This is a genomic window from Paenibacillus amylolyticus, assembly GCF_001570725.1.
In the GTDB taxonomy this organism is placed as follows: domain Bacteria; phylum Bacillota; class Bacilli; order Paenibacillales; family Paenibacillaceae; genus Paenibacillus; species Paenibacillus amylolyticus_A.
Genome location: NZ_BCNV01000001.1, coordinates 1456073 through 1476431, shown reverse-complemented (window position 1 = coordinate 1476431; position 20359 = coordinate 1456073). Strand labels below are relative to the sequence as shown.

The following is a 20359-nucleotide window of genomic DNA, read 5'->3' as shown; positions in this document are numbered from 1 at the left end:
ATTATGTTCATCGGTAAGATTTATAAGTACATTCATACACTTGCGGTGTATATCTCCTTCACTCGGGTTCGTGAACTATTGAATGCCATGATTCACAGGTGTTCTGTTCGCTATGGGGGCAGGGATGTATGTAAAAGGAAGTAACTCTGCTGTTAATCCCGGGCCAAAGGCCAGCGCTATCCCACTGGAATGCTCTTCCTTCTGTCTGTAATCCTCGCGGATCGCTTGAAGAACAAAAAGAATCGTCACGGACGATAGGTTGCCATAATCCCGCAGGATGTTTCGGCTGTAGGAGACCTGCTCATCTGTCAACTGATACAGCTTCTGAACGGCATCCACGATGCCTCTGCCTCCTGGATGGATCGCCCATATTTCTGGTAAAGCACTTCCCTTCAATAAACGCTCTACTTCTGGACCGAGATGCAAACCAAGCAGCTTCGGAATCTGAGGTGACAGGTAGAGATCGAAGCCTGTATTGCCTACTTCCCAGATCATCTCTTCTGCACAGTCAGGGAGCAACGTTGAGTGCCCACGGCCCAGTCGAAAACATTCATTGCGGCCTGTTCCTGAGGCACCGATGACACAGGCAGATGCTCCGTCTCCGAAGAACGATGCAGCATATAGGTCATCTCGTTTGGCAGATGGCTGGAAGTGAAGCGTACACAGTTCGACACACACGATGAGAACCTTAGCCTTCTGATCTGTCGTTACGATTGAATTCGCCAATTGGATCGCCTTCAGACCGGCTGCACATCCTTGAAACACCAGTGGAATCCGGTTGATCTGCGGTGAAAGTTCAAGCTGCTGGATCAGCCGAACATCAAGCCCAGGCAGGAATTGCCCTGTGCAGCTAACCGTGATGAGATGCGTAAGTTCCACGGATGATACGTCTGCATCGTGAAGGGCCTGTCCTGCCGCCTCGAGACCAAGTGGAACAGCAGCAGCTTTGTATTTGGCCATACGCTCGGTTGTAGTCGGGACTTCTTCTGTAGAAGTAAAGGGTAAATATCGGCAAGCCTCCACAGGCTCAAGCAGATTTGGTTCACATGTATAACGAGTCTCCACACCACACTGATTAAAGATTCGCTTCGCCCATCTTCTCGCATCCGGCTCATGTTCCAGCGCTTGCGCGAGACGGGCAGACACATCCTTTTGCTCAATACGGTGGGCTGGCAACGCCGTCCCTATTCCCATAATACTTGCGCCTGTAGTTCCCTCAAGCTGGTTCATCGGCTTAACCTCCTATATATAAATGGTTCATATGAAATGTGCAGGATATAGTACAAGTCTATTCACTCCCTGTCCCGTTTATGTTCATATCAACAAGCAAAGGCGGACAACATATGCGAGTTTCGCACATGCTGTCCGCCTTTGCTATTGGGTCAAACCCATTCATATATTACATTTCTAATCTGTCAGAACTATTCAGGCCGAATTATTGTAAATCTCTCCCCAAGCTTGGCATAATCATTACCCGCCAGTCGGCTGACTGGTTTCAAATGATCCATCAGGATATAGCCTTTATCAGGATTATAGACTTGTTCGCTGAAATGATACTGTTCAATGCGTACTAGCAGCAGATCACTGGCTGGTTTGCCCTCATCGTTCGTGATCGGAATGTGCTGATACAGCTCGCACTCCATCCGAATGAGTGCTTCCTGAATTCCCGGAACTGAAACTTTGGTACTTGGCACTATAGTAAGTTTTGTCCGCTCAAGCTCACTTTCGTGGGGTTCCAGTATGGCTGCTGTCTCATTCACTTCGGCTATAATTTCTTCATCACAGATATGCACCACCAGTTCTTTATGAGCAAGCACATTGCGTGCGGTATCTTTCATGATCCCGTCTTTACGTGCAATGGATATGGATAACAGTGGTGGGTCCGAACTAACCACATTGAAGAAACTAAAAGGCGCTGCGTTAATCACACCATACTCATCTGAACGTGTCGTCACAAAAGCAATTGGACGTGGCACCACTGAACCACTCATCAGTTTATAGTTGTCTCTTCCCGTTATTTCACGTGGATCCAATGTATACATATGTAAATATCCCCTTCCCTGCTCGTGAAGTAAATGACAACTCTAATTCATGACATGACAATGATTCTACTTCTTTATTATATATCGTAAAATGCTGAATTAACAAAAAAACTCCCTGGTACCCATTGCACCAAGGAGTTTGAACATGCCATTTCATATTAGTTATTTCTTATTTAACGATGCTGTTCTGAATGTCTTCCATAATTTGAAGGTTCGCTTGAACTCCACTATACAGCCAGCTGCTAGAACGGGGAAATTCGAACAAATTACCATTTTTCACAGCCAGGATGCTTTGCCATACCGGATCTTTCAGTGCTTCTGAACCTGCACCTTCATCACTATTCACAAAGAACAAGTAGTCTACATCCATTTCAGCCAATTTCTCCATTGAGATGGAAGACCAGTTACCTGTAGCACTCGCAGAGATTTCTTTTACAACTTCAGGCTCTACAAGTCCCAATTCTTTGTACATTACTTCTCCACTCGATACATTGTCACTTACGATGAAGAACTTGCCGCTAACCAACCAAATGGCCGCTGCCGATTTCGTTCCACCTGTAACGGTGTTGATCTTTTCCTTGATTTCTGTTGCTTTAACTTCGTAATCATCCAGCGCTTTCTGTGCTTCGGCACTCTTATTCAAAATTTCACCGATTTTCAGTTGCGTTTTGCGCCAGTCGCTATTGATTTCATCGCCGAGTACGTAAGTCGGTGCAATCTTACTGTACTGTTCGTACTTCTCACCTTCAACCACACTTTCGGAACCGATAATAATCAGATCCGGGTTAAAACTTGTTACCGCTTCGAAAGGCAGATCGAAGGCAATTGTAGGGATACCATTCAGATCTTTTTGTAGATATTCCTGAATTCCGTTGGCTACAGACCATTGGGCAACTGGCTTAACACCTATTGTTACTAGATTGTCTTCCAGATAAGCTGCGATAACGCGCTCCGGATTAGCCGGGATGGTTACTTCGTGTCCCATTGCATCTGTTAACGTGCGTTCTGTCGGGGCTTCTGTTTGCGTCTCTGTCTCCGTTGTTGTATCGTTCTCTCCCGCTGCTCCGTTCTCTGCAGGCTTCGCTCCACACGCTGCCAACCAGATGGACATGACCATCACCGTAATTAGAAGCATAATCATCTTTCTATTACTCTTTAACACTTTATTAACCCCTTTCAATATGAACACCTTATTCGGCGTTATTATGACAGATATCTACGTTCAAATACTATTATTGACACATATAATATCCGTATGTACCTTTGTCCAATTCCATTGACAATGATAATTGTTATCAGTTCAGTTGTCAATTCGATTATGCTCTGCGCTATACAGTTGAACTAAAATTTATTTACACTGACACTACGATGATAGAACAACCTTCCAATCGCTGTTATCCCCAGATTTTTTTACGATTCCCTTTTCTCCAAGGGAAAATAAGGAGATAGCGTATGCTTCCGATGCAGCTTTCTTTCAGAAAGATTTTAGGCGACAGCTTCGCTTTTTCAGGTTTTTTCTATCCTCTCCGTTTGGTGTAAATGATTAGTTCAACTATATAGATCATATAAAATCTTCTTGACGAGATTCACATATAGGCGGATGCCGCCATATGCTGTATGCAGAATACGACGACAGGAAGGATGTTCTGTACATGTATTACGAATATAACCCTTATCTAGGCTATGGAGAAGACCGTTCATTTCAACTGCCTCCACTGTTCCCAGGTGGTGGAGGTGGCGGCACACCGGGAGGTCCGACATTTCCTGGTATACCTGGCGGCCAAGGCTCCTATCCTCCATTCATTCCAGGCGGAGGACCAGGTCCATATATCCCTGGAGGCATTCCGGGTACAATCCCAGGTACAGCACCGGGTGTACCTGCGCAACTGGCTCAAGGCAATCTGCCTACGCTGCTTAGTGCCTATCCTCGTCCGGTAGGTCAGCCTCCGGCAGAAATGCTTTTCCTGTATAACCTGATCAAAAGCAGCCCGGGTCTGCTTCCGCTCTTCCTCCAGCAACAGCCACAAAGTCTCACTCAAGCCGTGCAATTTGCACAAACGGGTGCAGCGGCACCTCGGGATAATGAAGAACGTGCACTGCCCAACTTTTGCTACAACCGTTGGTCCCTTGTATTCACTTACAATGATGTCTACCTGATGTGGCCTGCCATTAATCTGTTTGGTTTTGTAGTGGGGTACTTCTATCCATTCCAGACGCCAGGTATCCTGTTGAATACACAGATTTTGTTTGCGCTCTGCTAAACCTGTCCTTACCCTGTCCTTACCTATAAGCAAGAGCCCCACTTGGAAGCATAATTCCTTCCAAGTGGGGCTCTTTATTCGTTCTTTGAAACAGAAGTAACCTTGCCAACTAAACTCAACAATATTAAGGCTTACAGAATCAGTACTTTTAACTCAGTGCCGGATCGTTCTGACGCTTCCTGCCTCTACTGACCATTAGGAAGTAAATCACCAAGGCACCGAGATCAGCACACGCAATAACGATTCCCATTGGCACAGCTGTTCCTTCTCCTCCGAGACCTACGAGCGGAGCGACAACACCTCCAAACAGGAATGTCATCACTCCTATGAGTGCAGACGCACTGCCTGCCGACTTCTCCTGATTAGCCATAGCCAGGGCGAAGGACGCGGTATTGACCAACCCGACACTGGATACCACCAAAAATAACGGAATCAGCACAGAGATCAGATTGCCTCCCGCCAGGATCGCGATGAGCAGTGAAGTTCCTCCCAGCGCCGCGGTTAGCAGCCCCGCAATTAACAGGCGGGTTTCAGATACTTTCCCTGCGAGTCTGCCAGCAATCTGACTAGCCAAAATAATGCCTAGCCCGTTAATGGCGAAGCAAACACTGAACATTTGCGGGGATACCCCATATATTTTCTGAAGCACAAACGGTGAACCTGATATGTAGGCAAACATGCCAGCTGCTACGAAGCCCTGAGTTAACGCATAACCCATAAACTGACGATCCCCTGCGATTTGGCGAAACGTAATCAAGGTCTGTTTCAGTCCCCCGCTTGATCTGCGGTTGGCAGGTAATGTTTCTCCAAGACCGAAAATGACAGCAAACAGCGTTAGTATACCGATGAGACTCAACAAAATAAACACGCCGCGCCACGACGTATACGTCAACAACTGTCCACCAATGATCGGTGCGGCGATCGGTGCTACACCGTTAATCAGCATTAACAGGGAGAAGAACCGTGTCAGTTCCGGGCCCGAATATACGTCTCTGACGATTGCACGCGAGATGACAATACCGGCCGCTCCGGCTACACCCTGAATGAATCGCAGCACAACAAAAGAGCCCATCGTGGGGCTGACCAGGCAGAGTATGGATGCGATGGTATAGAGCACAAGCCCTGCGATGAGCGGTGTTCGCCGACCACGTACATCACTTAGAGGTCCTGCAAGCAACTGACCAACCGCAAGTCCAATCATGCACGCCGTCAAACTGAGCTGAGCATACGAGGTAGATGAGCCGAACTCATCAGCCAGCGTGGGCAATGCGGGCAAATACATATCCAGGGACAACGGCCCGAAGGCCGACAGCGTCCCCAGAATTAATGCCATTCGTACACGCGATGTGGAATTCGTGTTCAATGAGGCTGTTGTACTTTTCATCGAGTACTACTCCCCGCTACCCAGCAGCTTGAGCAAGTTGGACGGCAGTGTGAACTGTTGATTGTTAATAATAATACGGCGCAGTTCTTCTTCATCCCGCTCGTTCTCGGCGTCTTTGATCTCCTGAATTTCCCGGTGAAGTCGTTCCATCTGCTGATCCAGTGCATTCGCAGAGTCTGCCGCACTTTTAAGTTCCCTGGTCAAATGCTCCGGAACATCTTTATTGTATTTATAAAAAATCTTATGCTCCAGACTCGCCCAGAAATCCATCGCAATTGTACGAATCTGAATCTCCACACAAGCTCGTTCCTCACCATTGGACATGTACACAGGCACTTCGACTAGCAAGTGAAGACTTTGGTAGCCATTTGGCTTCGGATTTTCGATGTAGTCTTTGACCTCCAGCACACGCAAGTCACTCTGATTGCACAGCATATCCTTAATGCGATAGATGTCCGAGATAAAGGAACATGTAATCCGCACCCCGGCGATATCCTTGATATTTTGCTTGATGCTCTCAAACGTTAACTCATGATTTTTGCGGAACATCTTGTTCATAATGCTTTCAGGCGACTTCAGTCTGGACTTCGTATGCTCAATTGGACTGTAATCATGCAGAGACTGGAACTCTTCCTTCAGGACTTCAATCTTGGTCTCCATTTGATCCAGAGCAAATTTATAGATCATCATAAATCTGGTAATTTCATATTTAAATTTCTTGAATTGATCAATTGGATGTGGAGCGTTCATCATAGCTTTCTCCCTTTCTTTCTGCACACTAAAGTTAGTTTTATAAATATGAGGACAGCGGTCAATCCACATGTCTCCTGAACCATTATAAATCATATGGAGCCAATAAACGAATTTCTCACATTCGGGCTGGCGATTCGGCCGGAAGGTATGGGATCTTATTTTACGTGCATCATATAGAAGCATCCCTGTCATTTGGCCCGTTATTACGAATAAAAGAGGTGGATTTCCCTGCTCTATCAAGTGACGTATTCGTCCGATACGCTTCGGGTTAAAGCTTATTTATTTCTGCCACACGGTTGTTCGTTATCTGCTCTCACAAATGAAACTTCTCATCCATGCTCTGACTCCTCTGCTTTTCCGGACTTCGCTCCCATACATAAGTCTCTACATCTACAGCCGCTCGCCAGCCACTACCCTGCTACAACAATGCATGATACGGATAACATACCGGAACAGTGGCCGGTACTGATCTATTGTCGCGGCGGACTTGGCAGCTATGGAGGTGTTAATACCGTTTGGCTTGAGCAATTTGTACAGAAAGGTTATATCGTGTTCGCTCCATCCTATCGTGGTAACGAAGGCGGTGAAGGACGTGACGAGTATGGCGGAAGAGATACCGAAGATGTGCATGCGGCTTACCGGTTGGTTCAGCGTTTGCCTTTTGCCGACTCGACTCGGATATCGTTAATGGGCTTCTCCCGAGGAGCGATTAATGCCGTACATACGGCGACTGTCTACAATGAAGGACCGGACAAAGTACATAAACTAGTTCTCTGGAGCGGTGTCGCCGATGTCGAACGCACTTACCATGAACGAACCGACCTGAGGCGCACATTAAAACGGGTGCTGGGTGGTTCCCCGCGCGCAGTTCCGGAAGCTTATCTCGCCCGATCTCCCTTGTCGAATGCAAACAAACTCTCTTGCCCTGTACTAATCATGCACGGCACATCAGATACACAGGTGAACTATAGTCACGGAACTCGGATGTATCACTGGCTGAAGCGCAGAGGTGCTAACGTTACGTTTCACGCCTATGGCGGGCAGGATCATCATTTTCACCAGAGAATACATGAGGCAGCGGTGAACAATATGTTTGATTGGCTTACGGCACCATAGTCCCGCGCCATGAATTTCATTTTGAAGAATCATGCGTTATGGCTGTATACTGGAGGGGTTACGTTTTTTTGAAAGGACGGATATGATGAATCAAAACACCCTCCAAAAGTACGCGATGCTCCTTCTATGTATGTCTGCGGGGATGGTCGATCTGATTGGATATTTGGGACTCGGACATGTGCTCACAGCCAATATGACGGGAAATATTGTACTGCTCGGTATTGCCATCGCCCGTGCGCAGGAATTTGTCGTGTTGCGGTCACTGCTAGCCCTCATCGGTTTTATAGCCGGCAATGCCATTGCAGCACATATGGTTGGACATGTGCAGACCAAAAATGGCTGGTCCTCTAAGGTCACAGCCGTATTTACTGTTGAAAGCATATTGCTCCTGTTGTTCGCGATCGCCATGATTAGTCCATTTTCAGAACAACTGTCTTATCTATTAATTGTCATACTAGCCATTGCAATGGGGATGCAAACGACTGCAGCACGCCGAATTGGAATTGCCGGCATCTCAACAACCGTGCTCACCAATAATCTCGCCGCTGTGGTTGAGGATACCGTAAGCATCCTTAAAAGGCTGCGACATGCCAATATCCGATCACTGGTCAAAGCCTTATCTACAGACTCCTACCTTCGTGCGGGTGCTGTTGTTATCTATTTGGTCGGCGTCATTGTAGCCGCGTTGCTGTTCCACCGTGTGCCCATGATCGCAGTCTGGATTCCTGTTCTGACCATTGGCGGTGTAACCCTTTATGCCCGATTACATGCATGGGGTACTCCACAACAAGGTGAAAGTAAATAGTTCAAAAAAAAAACTTATTTATTTCAAGAGGCTGTTCAAGAGTCGCTCTAGGGTACTTGAAACTGCTCTTTTTGAACACGTATTTTAAGTACAATCTCACTTTTTATTCCACCAAAGCAGCCTCTTGGCGGATAAACTTGACCAGTTGCTGTGCAGCAGGCGACAATACTTCCCCTGCTCTTGTACATACGGCAATCGTATTTCTCAGTTGTACACCTCGAACGTACACACGTGCCAGCCTGCCTTGATGCACATCTTCCTTCACAACCAAAGAAGATATAAAGTTGGCCCCATAACCTGCCTTCACCGCACTGATCGTTTCGTTCAGCCCGTTGAACTGAAGCGCAATGCGGGGAGCGGTCAGGTTATTTGTGGTGCAAAGGGACACGAGCCGCTCACGTGTGGCACTGCCTTCTTCGCGCATAATGAACGGTTCTGCCACCATCTCATGCAGCTCAATTTCTTTGCCCGCATACGGATGGTCGGGATGCACAACAAACCACATCTCATCGTCAAACAATTCGTCCCATTGGACACCCGAATGTGTGATTCCACTTCCACCATACACTGCAATCTCTGCCTCGTAGCGAAGCAACTGGTCAAAAGCCATCCGGGTGTTGGTTGTGCTCACAACCAGCTCCACATCCTCATGCATCTGCTTGAACCGCGCAATCCAGGCCGGCAGTAGAAAATTCGAAGGCAAGTAAGTTGCCGTAAGCCGGATTAGTCCTTTCTTGCCCTCCCTAAAATCCTGCACAAAATTCTCGACATCCTGCTCCAGCATGAACAGACGTTCCGCATAACCTGTTAACTGCATCCCGGCATCCGTAAGCACCAATCTTCTTCCCTCCGAAACAAAAAGTCGAATTCCCAGTTCACGCTCAAACTTCCTCACCTGAGAAGATACCGCAGGCTGACTAATATTCAATTCCTCTGCGGCACGAGTGACCCCGCCATATCTCACGATGGCATGAAATAATCGTAATCCATGCAGATTCATGTGCTACACCTCTTCCATGTCAAATACATAATCTAAAGTTATATTAACATACATATTATATATTTTATTTATATATTCACTCCATCTATAGTTGAATTATGAAATCCAATACAAGAGACAAGGAAAGGAACATATGAAAATGAAAAATATAAATACGAACAACTCTCAGCATACCTGGACTCAAGTCGACGACTACATGAATAATCTGCTGATTCCCTCGGATACCTTGCTGGAGCAAACACTGCAAACCAATGCCGAAGCTGGACTGCCCGCTCATGACGTAACACCGAATCAAGGAAAGTTACTCCAGCTCCTGCTTCAAATCCAAGGTGCATCCCGTGTACTTGAAATCGGCACACTGGGTGGATACAGTACCATCTGGATGGCAAGAGCGCTACCTGAACATGGACACATCGTCTCACTGGAATCCGAACCACATCATGCGGACTTGGCACGTGCCAATCTCACACGTGCAGGACTGATGCACAAGGTCGACCTGAGAGTTGGTCCTGCCCTGACCACCCTTCCCAATGTTCAGGAAGAATACAGGGAACCGTTTGATATGATCTTCATCGATGCGGACAAACCCAGTAATCCCGATTATCTGAGATGGGCCTTACGACTGACTCGGCCAGGGAGTCTTATTATTGGTGACAATATTGTCAGGGAAGGTGAAGTAATCCGAGCGGACAGCACGGACCCCAGAGTTCAAGGCGTTCGAGCCTTCCTGCAGTTGATTGCCGAACACCCTGGGCTTGAAGCTACGGCACTGCAAACCGTCGGTAGCAAAGGTTACGATGGATTCGTCATCGCTCGTGTGATTGATACCCCTATACCAAAATAAACAGTGGTCAATTCTTCCGCAAATTCTCCTTTCCTGTTAAACTGGAATCACTGCACAGGCAGACTGGAGGGAACCACTTGAGAGTTTTACGACATATTCATGATGAAATTCGCGGCTGGTCCCGCAATATTCAACTGTTTTTCCTGGCTAGCATTCTGTATCAGATCGGAAATGGCATGTTCTCTGTCTTGTACAATCTGTACATTCAGGGTCTGGGTTATAATGATACAATGAACGGCCAGATTGTAAGTATTCAATCACTTGCAACAGCCATTATGTTTGTTCCTATCGGTCTATGCGGTGATCTGTTCAGTCGCAAGCGGCTACTCATTACGGGGGCGTTATTCAGCGGAATCTTTCTGATTGGACGCTCCTTCGATTATTCGGCTACCGGACTCATCTGGTTTGCGGTATTCTCTGGCCTTTTCGCTGGTGTATTTCAGGTACTCGCCATTCCTTATCTGGCAGAAAACGTCAAGAAAAGTCAGCGGCTTAAGATGTTCAGTTATTATTCATCCCTTGTGCTCGCTTCCCAGGTGCTTGGTAGCCTGGGTGGCGGCGTATTCGCAGATTTGTTACATACGGCAGGACTCGCCAAAGTGACCGGATTACAGACGGTTTTATTTGTCGGTGGTGCAGCAACACTGGCTGCGTTTATTCCACTGTTATTTGTAACCGAAGGCACGGCTGCTACGCAGACAACAATTCCGGCACAACCCGTTCTTCAACCCAATGCAGATCTAAAAGAAAGTTCAACGAGTACCCTAAGCACGGACGATTTGATCACGAAGAAAAAAGATTCCCGACTGATTGGTCAGTTTGTAGTGACCCAGTTATTAATTGGATTAGGCTCAGGACTGGTTGTACCGTACCTGAATCTGTATTTCACCAATCGGTTCTCGGTTTCTCTGAGCGGCATGAGCCTGTTGATTGCACTCGGTCAGATTATGACGATTGTATCCATGCTGATTGGTCCTACCTTGGCAGCAAAGGTCGGGAGCGTACGAGCTGTTGTCATTTTCCAGGTCATGTCGTTGCCCTTCCTTCTATTAACAGGCTTCACCAATCTGTTGTTCATCGCTTCGCTGAGTTTCTTATTCAGACAAGCATTGATGAACGCAGCCAATCCCATTCATTCAGCCATACTGGTGGACCGAATATCAGACAAACGCCGCGGCATTGCCAATTCACTGATGCAGACCTCATTCATGATTGGTTGGGCGACCATGGGACCTGTGCAATCCTACCTGGTTACCACGTACGGAACGTATTGGGGTTACGCGATCACATTCAGCATCACTGGTAGTCTATACGTTATTTCATCACTGATGTATTATGTAATGTTCAGAGAACCCAAGCCTTCCGCTACGGCTCTTGCAGGATCTTGATAAGTTGAAAAAGCAGCTTGGTTGTTCCGCAGATAACGCAACGTATCTCATCATCAGGAGTGATCACACATGAACATGATTCTTTCATTGAACCTGAATGCATACCCGAATCTCATACCACCTCATTCAACCGGTAGGCTAAACGGATGGAACTGATGCGCAAGCTCGGTTCCTACGTTGTCTTTCGGTTTTTTCTTAGTCTGGGTGTCTCTGTTCTTGGCGGATTGCTGTTCACAGCCATTCATACACCGATCCCGTGGTTGCTTGGACCAATGGTATTTATGTTGCTTGGTTCCCAAGTTGCCAAGTGGCCGCTTATGTGGCCTGCCTCCATCCGGGACTATGGCATTCTGATTGTTGGTTATTCAATTGGACTCACCTTAACAGAAGAGGCGCTGCACGGCATTTTGCAACAACTTCCCATGATGCTGCTGATGACCCTGCTGTTAATCGGATTGTGTGTGCTTACGGCCTACATCGCTTCTAAGGTAACCGACTTTGACTTCCCCTCCCTGCTGGTTGGGAGCATTCCAGGGGGACTATCCCAGATGGTGTCCCTTGCAGAAGAGATGAAATCCATCAATCTGACACTGGTTACCTTTTTGCAGGTGACTCGGCTGATCATGATTGTCTTCTGTGTTCCGTTCTTGCTGTTCAGTCCGTGGATTGGAGGTACCGCAGGTGGCAGTTCAGGTCAGCCGCTCATTGACATAGCAACGTGGGAAGCCCTTTTCCCCGAGATCCTGCTCTATGCTCCGCTCTGTGTAGCGGGTGCATGGGTTGCACGAAAACTCCGGTTTCCGACGGCCTTTATGCTGGGTCCCATGATCGTTATGTGTGTCATTCAATTAAGTACAGCCATGCACATGCCCAGTCTGCCAACCTCCCTGCTGAACGTATCGCAATTGATGATAGGCAGTCACGTTGGACTGATGCTCAAGCCGGAACAGTTGCAACGTAAAACACAGACGGTGACCCTAGCCGTGATTAGCAGTGTACTTCTCATTGCTGGTGCGCTTGGATTGAGTTATCTGTTAATGAATGTATTCTCCCTCTCCGCGGCAACCTCACTACTCAGTATGGCCCCTGGCGGCATGGATCAGATGAGTATCATGGCACATGAAGTGAATGCCGATCTTTCGGTTGTATCCGGGTACCAATTATTTCGCATCCTGTTTATTTTCTTCATCGTCTCTTCCGTACTGAAGATGATTCTCGTACATATGTTGAAGGGAAAGAAAGATAAGCCCTCACTTCAATAATCATATCTTGTCTGATCCCATGCCAAAGAGAGTATCCATTTGATATCACATCCTGCGGATACTCTCTTTTATTGGTACAGACTCATCTTCAGCATTTGGCCTCATTCAATTTGAAATAAAATAATTACTTATGAATAAATTCGGTTGTACATCCAGCCCACAATACCCACCGTAACTACCGTTGCCCCAATAATAAATGCATAATAGCCAATCTTGCTCTTGGACTCCGAAGTCTGATGGTCATAATAATCCGAGTTACGTCGGTAAAAGCCCATCCATAACTCTCCGATCATATTCACAACAACCAATACAAAACGTTTAACAAACCCCATTGTATTCGCGTCTCCTCTCTCTGATCGACCTTCTTCCATATTAAGTATAAATATCCTATTTAATTAAAACAAGTCATTCACATTACCTTCGGTGCAATTAAGGTCGGTGCGGTTTCTTGCTCCAACCAGGTCAGAATATCTAAGGCTTCCTGATCGGTGCTACCGCACATCTCTTCCTCAGCCTGCAATCCACTGCATACAGCAGGACGCTCTTTTTGGCCAAAAATTCCACAGCGATTATCATCGGTAAGCTGCACACAACGTACACCTGCCGGCTTGCCATGAGCCATGCCCGGTATCGGTGACGATATGGAAATCGCGATACAACATGCGGCACAGCCTGTCCTGCATTCCATACATAGTCCCTCCTAATTATAAAACTTACAATACGTGTTCAAAAAAATCGTCTTTGAACTACCTCTTATATTATGAGCGATTTATCCAGGTCCAGGTTCGAGCCAGCCCCTGCGCGATTCTGCGATTCATGCTTGCATTGGAGAAATAACCTCCATGACTTAACGGATTCCAGCTCAAAGCCAAGCCTCCAGAGTTCACTTCTATGTCTTCTTTGACAGCTTTCTCATAAGCCGGATCGATGGGACGAAGCGGATAACCCAAAATATCATCCCGATCATAGAAGTTCACCCACTCCCCTTCCAGACCGGCATAATAGTGATCTACATGGGAGGAGGGCACCTGAATCGGGCGACTAAAGTCATGGTAACGCAAACTCCATAAGGGTAGGGTTGTACCAAACGAGTAAAAATGGGTCAGGGTGTCCCCTCGCTCCAAAGCCGAGTTCACATCGACAATTTCAGGTACACGACTGGACGGATATTGCAGATCGTAGAAGAAGTTACTTGCGATTACGGCACCCAGACTGTGGGCAACCACACAGAGTGGAGCTTCCGGTCCGTTACGCTGTGCAAGGGTATGCAGCGCCTGATTCAACGTTCGATGTACGGCATCATAGTTATGACCTTGATTTTCCACCGGTTGATATGCAACCGCATCAGCCAGGTAATGGATGACAAATCGGCGCAGCGTCTGGTAATTCAATCCCGGAGAGCTGACGAGCTGTTGAAACAGCGCTTCTTCCCGCTCCTCAAATACATCCGCCCAATATACAGGTTCGATATCCAGCATCTGTTTGGAGGCTCCAGGCAAGACCATCACCTTGTCCAATTCCTTATGCAAACAAGCAATCAGCTTGTCCGCGTACCCATCCTTACGCATACCCAGCCCATGAATGACCATCACCGCAATACGTGTCATGGCTCTCCTCCTCTAGGAACTCTTTCTTCACCATATGAACGCCACTACTCGAACATGCCTGAAGCTTTCTTTGTCAGAAGGTACCTTACACCCACCATTATTTTAAAAATGTGATTCTTCCATTTTATATACAGTTTACCATGATGGTCATAAAAATAACGATCTCACAACAAAAAAGGGAGCTGCACATCATGCAGCCCCCATCCTGTTGTTATCTCAATTAACCTTTCAGATGAACCTTCAGCACACCATTTTGATTGGATGTAACATCACCTGTCGTGACTTCCACCCGTTCAACCATATCCTGACCATCTGGAATGATAATCGGTGTAATCAGCGGGTATCCCGCATCTTCAATCACCTTACGATCGAATTCCAACAGCTTTTGTCCAGCCTTTACATGCTCGCCAGCTTCGACATGCATATTGAAACCTTCACCCTTGAGGGATACCGTATTAATCCCAACATGGATCAGTACCTGTAAACCACTCGCATGTTCAAGAATCACCGCATGTTTGCTTTTGATTACATGAGCTACCTGAGCATCAAATGGGGCAACTACCACGTTGCCGGAAGGTTCAATCGCTACACCCTCACCCATTTGTTTCTCGGCAAAAGCCGGATCAGGTACTTGCTCCAGTGAAACGGCCTGGCCTGTTAATGGCGCCATGATTTCCAGTGTATTCACGGCTTCATCCCCGACTTGAGCCGCACTGCGAGTGCGCTGGTTCGGATCTGTATTTGCAGCCGAAGAGGTAACGCCCGAAGCAGACTGTGATGTAGCCGCTTTAGGCTCAGCAACGGTTTCATTGCTTGCATTACGATCTTCTTTTCTCATTTTGGCTCTACCAAAAATAACGGTCAGTACAAACGGTACAACCAGAACAATCGCCATGCCGATGAAGAAGACGCCCCATTTGTTAGGGAAAATCGACAGGAATCCAGGTACGCCACCTACACCGATGGAGGTTGCCTGAACATTATTCATCGTCAGCAGCACACCACCAATCGCGGAACCGATCATACCAAAGATAAATGGATAACGGTAACGGATATTCACTCCGAAGATTGCCGGCTCGGTTACCCCGAGGAAGGCCGATACTGAGGATGTTGCCGCGAGTCCTCTCATTTTCTTTTCACGTAATACAAGCATCATTGCAAGTGCCGCCGAACCCTGTGCGATATTGGACAATGCCAGCATCGGCCACAGGAACGTTCCGCCCTGACTACCAATGAGCTGAACATCCACCGCGAGGAACGTATGATGCATACCAGTGATAACCAGCAAAGCGTACAGACCACCGTAGATCAGACCGCCCAGCGCCGCGTAGGAATCGTAAACATAGATCAAGCCAGAAGTGATTGCATTCGCGATGGCAAATGTCACTGGACCAATAATCGTAAATGCCAAGAATCCGGTAATCAGTAACGTGACTGGTGCAACAACCAGCAGTTTAATGGAGTCATGTACCCTTTTGTTCAGGAAAATCTCCATCTTGGCAAGCAGATAGGCCGATACCAGTACCGGCAGAACCTGCCCTTGATAACCGATCTTCTCAATCTCCCAACCGAACAAATTCCATGTTGGCACCGTGCCATCATTCACGGCATCAGCGTAACCGTATGCACTCAGCAGATCGGGATGTACGAGAATAAGACCCAGCACGATCCCGAGCAGCGGACTGCCGCCGAACCTTTTTACAGCTGCCCAACCAATTAGAGCCGGCAGGAACGTAAAGGCTGTACTCGCGATCGTATTAATGATGGACGCAAGATCCTTCCAGGCTGGATAGACATCCACCAGTGATTTTCCATCAAAGAAAATACCTGGACCTGTCAGAATATTGTTAATCCCGAGCAAAAGTCCTGCCGTAATGATCGCAGGCAAAATTGGAATAAAAATATCCGAGAGCGTTTTAATCGCTCGCTGAATTGGATTTTGCTTTTTACCAGCGACCGCCTTCACATCATCCTTGGAAGAACGATCTCCCCCGGTGATCTGAATCATCTCATCATAGACCTTATCCACCAGACCAGGTCCGATAACGACCTGGAATTGTCCTTGAGAAGAGAACTGTCCTTTGACCAGATCATTCTGATCCAGACTTTCGGTATCCACTTTACTCTCATCGTACAAGGCAAACCGGAGTCGTGTAACACAGTGTGTAGCAGCTTCAATATTCTCTTTGCCACCGACTGCCCGGACGATCTCCTGAACCTGTTTTTTATCGATTGCCATAGTGTCACTTCCTATTTATAAAATGTGATTAGTCCTGTTGTGGCACAAGCCACATATAGGATGCATACGGACTGAGAGAGATTTCCTGTGTCAGTACAGGCGCTACCTCTGTATTTCCAATGAGTAACTCTACTGATTTATTTGTAATATGATCATTCCACACCGCTTCCGGAAGCGAGAACGTGACGTCTCGTTTACTGAAGTTTGATACAACAATCAGGGTTTCACTTCCATTGGTACGTGCGTACGCGAATACGTCCGGATGTGCATCGTCGAGGCGTTCATACAGACCGTCAGTCAGCACGTTAACCTGTTTACGCAGGGCAATCAATTTGCGGTAGTGGTAGTAGATTGAATCCGGGTCAGCCAGCTGCTGCTCCACGTGAATGGACGGATACCTTTCATCCACCTTCAGCCAAGGTGTTCCGGTAGTAAATCCGGCGTTCTTACTTCCATTCCACTGCATTGGTGTCCGCGAGTTATCTCGGGAACGCTCTTTTACAATGTTGAAAGCTTCTTCAGCGGATTTGCCCCGTTCTTCCTGAAGCAAGCGATACATGTTCGTCGATTCGATATCGCGGAATTCGCTGACGTCATTCCAGACCGGATTCGGCATTCCGATCTCTTCACCCTGATAGACGTAAGGTGTACCCTGCATTCCGTGTATAGTCGTTGCAAGCATCTTGGCACTCTCGGCACGATAGTCACCATCATCGGCGAATCGGGACAGCGCCCGCGGCTGATCATGGTTATTCAGGAACAGCGCGTTCCAGCCTCCACCAGCCTGCATGCCAGTTTGCCACTCACTGAAGAGCTGCTTCATCGCTTCGAAATCATACGGCATCAGTTCCCATTTCTGACCATTCGGATAATCCACTTTCAGGTGGTGGAAGTTAAACGTCATTGAGAACTCCCGGGAAGCCCGGTTCGAATATTGGATGCAATGTTCCAATGTTGTCGAGGACATCTCACCTACCGTCACCATGTTGTGAGGCCCGAATACTTCATCGTACATCTCGGTGATATACTCATGCACACGCGGTCCATCCGTGTAGTACTTGCGTCCATCACCAGGTGACACGCTACCATCGTCATCCGGGAAACGCTGGTCTTTCGAGATCAGGTTGATCACGTCCATACGGAAACCATCTACACCTTTTTCGGCCCAGAACTTGATCATATCCCGTACAGCTTTGCGTACTTCTTCATTCTCCCAATTCAGATCAGCCTGCGTTTTATCAAATAAAGTCAGGAAATATTGTCCCGTCTGTTCATCATATTGCCAAGCTGGTCCACCGAACTTGGATTGCCAGTTGTTTGGCACACCGCCGTCCGGCGCAGGATCTTTCCAAATATAATAATCCCGGTACTGATTATCCTTGGAAGAACGGGATTGCTGGAACCACTCATGATCTGTCGAGGAGTGATTCACCACGATATCAATCATCAGTTTCATGTCACGAGCCTTCAGACCTTTCAACAGTTCGTCAAAGTCCTCCATCGTTCCATAATCCGGATTAATCCGATAATAGTCCGCTACGTCATACCCATTATCATGCTGGGGGGATACATATACCGGCTGCAACCACACAATATCGATACCCAGATGCTGCAAATAATCAAGCTTCTCGGTTAATCCACGAATGTCTCCGGTGCCCGATCCGGTTGTATCATTAAAACTCTTCGGATATACCTGATACACCGTTGATGTCTTCCACCAAGATGACGGAGTTGTGTTATTAGAACTCATGTTAACGCCTCCAATAAATTGTAATGCTCTTATGTGATGTTCTCGGCTAACTTCATATCTATATTACATAAGTAAACATGTATATACAAGTTGAAACTATAATATGTATATTCTTCGCCTCTTCTACACATTCCCCATTATTCTTTCCTCTGTAACATTTATTTTGGACCCTGCGTTCGTGAACTCCATGATATCTGTATTGGGACAACAAGAAACCGTCTGTTTTTCCCACGATTGGAGTGGGCAACAGACGGTTTCTTTTGGTTGAACTTGGTTGAACTTCTTAAATGTATTTTACTGTTTATTACTGTTGTAATGGATTGTTATTATAAAGTTACTGTCACATGACTAGGTCACCACAGCGAGCAAACGCCTCTTACGACATCTGCGGTGAAACTACGGCTTCCCCCTGTTTTTCCTGCATATTCAACTTCAATAAAGAGAGGGCAGCCTGTTCTTCCCTTTCCAGTTCAGCAGCACTTATCTCACCTGATAGTACGGCACGCATCCGCTTTTGATCCAGCAGGCCTTCCCATTTTGCAACCACGAATGCTGCGACACAATTACCCATCAGGTTCGTGAAGACACGCATTGTATCCATGAAGCGATCTGCACCAAGCAGCAGAGCAACCGCTGCTACCGGGAAGGCATTGACGGCTACCGCCGTCGCGGACAGAGCCAAGAATGCGGAGCCAGGTACACCTGCCATACCTTTGGAACTTAACATCAACACTAACAAAATCGTAATCTGCTGTACAAACGTCAGTTCAATACCTACGGCTTGAGCCACAAAGACTGTTGCCAACGATAAATAGATCGAAGCGCCATCCAGATTAAATGAATACCCCGTCGGCACTACAAGCCCCACAACCGCACGATCACATCCCGCCTTGGTGAGCTTGTCCATCATGCGTGGCATCACCACCTCTGACGATCCGGTACCAATTGCCAGCATCACTTCAGAGCGGGTATACTTCACAAATTGCAGGAAATTCAGCCCGGTGATCCACCAGGCAGCGAGTGCCAACATAACGAGAAACAGCAGCGCTGCACCGTAACAAGCCAGAATAAGCAGACCAAAGGACGACAATGTGGAAGCCCCATAAGCTCCTACCGTGTAGGCCATGGCTCCAAATGCACCAATTGGCGCGAGTTTCATGATATAACCAATGATGCGGAACACAATTCCGAGCAGGTTCTCAATCAGCGTCAATACATTCTCTTTCGCCTTACTCTCCGTTGCTGCCAGCGCAACCCCGAATAAGCATGCTACGAGCAGTACTTGCAGAAGTGCATTTTGTGCAAAGGCATCCACAACACTTGTCGGAATAATATTCATGATAAAATCTACCGTATGTGGCAACTCGGAACCATTCGTTTTCGCTTCGATGCCACTTGCGTCTATGGTCGAAGGGTCCACGTTCATTCCCGCACCAGGACGAAGCAGATTGGCTGTTCCCAATCCGAGTACCAGCGCCACTGTAGTTGCAATTTCGAACCACACGATGGCTTTCAGTCCGATGCGACCTACGGACTTCAGATCACCGATCTTGGCAATACCTGTCACAATCACCATGAATATCAGTGGTGCGATGATCATTTTGATTAATTTGATGAAGCCTGTTCCGAGCGGTTGCAGCAAACTGCCCAGATCCGGCCACAGGATGCCTACGCCTATCCCGATGATTACTGCTACAATAATCTGAAAGAATAATGATTTCACAAATGACATAAACGCTCCCCCTGTTTTGCGGTCAATTCGGATTTCCCGTTGGTTTCCGTGTAACTTTTTATATCATTCCGAAACGGAGTTCAACAATGGAATTTCAATCTTTTTGTCATTTGTACCAACTCTATCTGTGAAAATTGAACCTGAAACCGAAAAAAGACGAATATCGCGTCAGTTAT

General features: G+C 47.1%; 18 protein-coding genes. 6 read left to right on the top strand and 12 right to left on the bottom strand.

Features of this window, described 5'->3' with window-relative positions:
• Nucleotides 1–75 precede the first annotated feature (75 nt).
• From PAHA3_RS06885 to PAHA3_RS06875, 3 genes are all read right to left on the bottom strand, one after another.
• Entirely contained in the window at nucleotides 76–1230 is a 1155-nt protein-coding gene (locus PAHA3_RS06885; protein ID WP_062834052.1) for a type III polyketide synthase, read from the bottom strand.
• Nucleotides 1231–1421: 191 nt separating this feature from the next.
• Complete coding sequence (locus PAHA3_RS06880; protein ID WP_062834051.1) at nucleotides 1422–2042, bottom strand: flavin reductase family protein; 621 nt, start codon at nucleotides 2040–2042, stop codon at nucleotides 1422–1424.
• Between the two features lie 169 nt (nucleotides 2043–2211).
• The gene (locus PAHA3_RS06875; RefSeq protein ID WP_062834050.1) at nucleotides 2212–3183 is read right to left on the bottom strand and encodes an iron-hydroxamate ABC transporter substrate-binding protein; all 972 of its coding nucleotides are present in this window, start codon (nucleotides 3181–3183) and stop codon (nucleotides 2212–2214) included.
• Between the two features lie 511 nt (nucleotides 3184–3694).
• On the opposite strand from PAHA3_RS06875, the gene PAHA3_RS30370 reads away from it, so the two are divergent.
• Nucleotides 3695–4303, top strand: coding sequence for a hypothetical protein (locus PAHA3_RS30370; RefSeq protein WP_167350854.1), 609 nt, complete (start codon nucleotides 3695–3697; stop codon nucleotides 4301–4303).
• A gap of 148 nt (nucleotides 4304–4451) precedes the next feature.
• On the opposite strand, the gene PAHA3_RS06865 is transcribed toward PAHA3_RS30370, so the two are convergent.
• Together PAHA3_RS06865 and PAHA3_RS06860 are read right to left on the bottom strand one after the other, a co-directional pair.
• Nucleotides 4452–5687 carry a multidrug effflux MFS transporter gene (locus tag PAHA3_RS06865; protein WP_062834048.1) on the bottom strand — a complete coding sequence of 412 codons (1236 nt, stop codon included), beginning with the start codon at nucleotides 5685–5687 and terminating at the stop codon, nucleotides 4452–4454.
• Nucleotides 5688–5693: 6 nt separating this feature from the next.
• On the bottom strand, nucleotides 5694–6437 hold the full coding sequence (locus tag PAHA3_RS06860) for a GTP pyrophosphokinase (protein WP_062834047.1): 744 nt from the start codon (nucleotides 6435–6437) through the stop codon (nucleotides 5694–5696).
• Nucleotides 6438–6680: 243 nt separating this feature from the next.
• Here PAHA3_RS06860 and PAHA3_RS06855 point away from each other — a divergent pair, with 243 nt between their 5' ends.
• Complete coding sequence (locus PAHA3_RS06855) at nucleotides 6681–7556, top strand: alpha/beta hydrolase family protein (RefSeq protein WP_062834046.1); 876 nt, start codon at nucleotides 6681–6683, stop codon at nucleotides 7554–7556.
• 85 nt (nucleotides 7557–7641) lie between these two features.
• Nucleotides 7642–8361, top strand: coding sequence for a YoaK family protein (locus PAHA3_RS06850; RefSeq protein ID WP_082762858.1), 720 nt, complete (start codon nucleotides 7642–7644; stop codon nucleotides 8359–8361).
• Between the two features lie 103 nt (nucleotides 8362–8464).
• On the opposite strand, the gene PAHA3_RS06845 is transcribed toward PAHA3_RS06850, so the two are convergent.
• Nucleotides 8465–9361, bottom strand: coding sequence for a LysR family transcriptional regulator (locus tag PAHA3_RS06845; RefSeq protein ID WP_062834044.1), 897 nt, complete (start codon nucleotides 9359–9361; stop codon nucleotides 8465–8467).
• A gap of 133 nt (nucleotides 9362–9494) precedes the next feature.
• Between PAHA3_RS06845 and PAHA3_RS06840 the strand changes: the two genes are divergently transcribed.
• From PAHA3_RS06840 to PAHA3_RS06830, 3 genes are all read left to right on the top strand, one after another.
• The gene (locus PAHA3_RS06840; RefSeq protein WP_062834043.1) at nucleotides 9495–10205 is read left to right on the top strand and encodes an O-methyltransferase; all 711 of its coding nucleotides are present in this window, start codon (nucleotides 9495–9497) and stop codon (nucleotides 10203–10205) included.
• Nucleotides 10206–10282: 77 nt separating this feature from the next.
• Nucleotides 10283–11593: an MFS transporter gene (locus PAHA3_RS06835; protein WP_062834042.1), complete on the top strand. Its 1311-nt coding sequence runs from the start codon at nucleotides 10283–10285 to the stop codon at nucleotides 11591–11593.
• A 146-nt stretch (nucleotides 11594–11739) separates the two neighbouring features.
• Nucleotides 11740–12855, top strand: a complete 1116-nt coding sequence (locus PAHA3_RS06830; protein WP_235599380.1) for an AbrB family transcriptional regulator — start codon at nucleotides 11740–11742, stop codon at nucleotides 12853–12855.
• A 128-nt stretch (nucleotides 12856–12983) separates the two neighbouring features.
• On the opposite strand, the gene PAHA3_RS06825 is transcribed toward PAHA3_RS06830, so the two are convergent.
• The 6 genes from PAHA3_RS06825 to dctA form a co-directional block, all read right to left on the bottom strand.
• The gene (locus PAHA3_RS06825; RefSeq protein WP_062834041.1) at nucleotides 12984–13187 is read right to left on the bottom strand and encodes a hypothetical protein; all 204 of its coding nucleotides are present in this window, start codon (nucleotides 13185–13187) and stop codon (nucleotides 12984–12986) included.
• 77 nt (nucleotides 13188–13264) lie between these two features.
• Nucleotides 13265–13543, bottom strand: a complete 279-nt coding sequence (locus PAHA3_RS06820) for a YkgJ family cysteine cluster protein (protein ID WP_062834040.1) — start codon at nucleotides 13541–13543, stop codon at nucleotides 13265–13267.
• Nucleotides 13544–13613: 70 nt separating this feature from the next.
• The gene (locus PAHA3_RS06815; protein ID WP_062834039.1) at nucleotides 13614–14462 is read right to left on the bottom strand and encodes a hypothetical protein; all 849 of its coding nucleotides are present in this window, start codon (nucleotides 14460–14462) and stop codon (nucleotides 13614–13616) included.
• Between the two features lie 220 nt (nucleotides 14463–14682).
• On the bottom strand, nucleotides 14683–16701 hold the full coding sequence (gene treP, locus PAHA3_RS06810) for a PTS system trehalose-specific EIIBC component (RefSeq protein ID WP_062834038.1): 2019 nt from the start codon (nucleotides 16699–16701) through the stop codon (nucleotides 14683–14685).
• 28 nt (nucleotides 16702–16729) lie between these two features.
• Nucleotides 16730–18451, bottom strand: coding sequence for an alpha,alpha-phosphotrehalase (gene treC / locus PAHA3_RS06805; RefSeq protein WP_062834037.1), 1722 nt, complete (start codon nucleotides 18449–18451; stop codon nucleotides 16730–16732).
• Nucleotides 18452–18827: 376 nt separating this feature from the next.
• Nucleotides 18828–20183 carry a C4-dicarboxylate transporter DctA gene (gene dctA, locus PAHA3_RS06800; RefSeq protein ID WP_062834036.1) on the bottom strand — a complete coding sequence of 452 codons (1356 nt, stop codon included), beginning with the start codon at nucleotides 20181–20183 and terminating at the stop codon, nucleotides 18828–18830.
• Between the last annotated feature and the right edge of the window lie 176 nt (nucleotides 20184–20359).